This window comes from Pseudomonas sp. BJa5, from assembly GCF_030272875.2.
Taxonomy (GTDB): domain Bacteria; phylum Pseudomonadota; class Gammaproteobacteria; order Pseudomonadales; family Pseudomonadaceae; genus Aquipseudomonas.
Genome location: NZ_JALRNG020000122.1, coordinates 1 through 292, shown reverse-complemented (window position 1 = coordinate 292; position 292 = coordinate 1). Strand labels below are relative to the sequence as shown.

1 protein-coding gene is annotated in these 292 nt (G+C 59.9%); it reads left to right on the top strand.

Annotation, left to right across the window (positions count from 1 at the left end; all coding sequences use genetic code 11):
- Positions 1–292, top strand: a 292-nt coding sequence (locus tag M2D63_RS25670) for an extracellular solute-binding protein (protein ID WP_285865880.1), incomplete at both ends; no start/stop codon positions are given.

Sequence of the window (292 nt, the reverse complement as noted above, 5' to 3'; positions counted from 1 at the left end):
AGGTGCGTCCGAACATCAGCTACTTCCACTCCTCCAAGTACACGGGTGACCTGCCCAATGGCGATGTCTGCGTGGTGGTGGGCTTCTCGGGTGACGTGCTGCAGGCGAAGAATCGCGCCGAGGAAGCGAAGAACGGGGTGAAGGTCGGTTATTCGATCCCCAGGGAAGGCGCGCCGATGTGTTTCGACATGGTTGCCATGCCGGCCGATGCGCCCGACGAGAGGCCGCTTGCCTACATGAACTACCTGCTTCAGCCTGAGGTGATGGCCAATATCAGCGACCATGTGCAGTA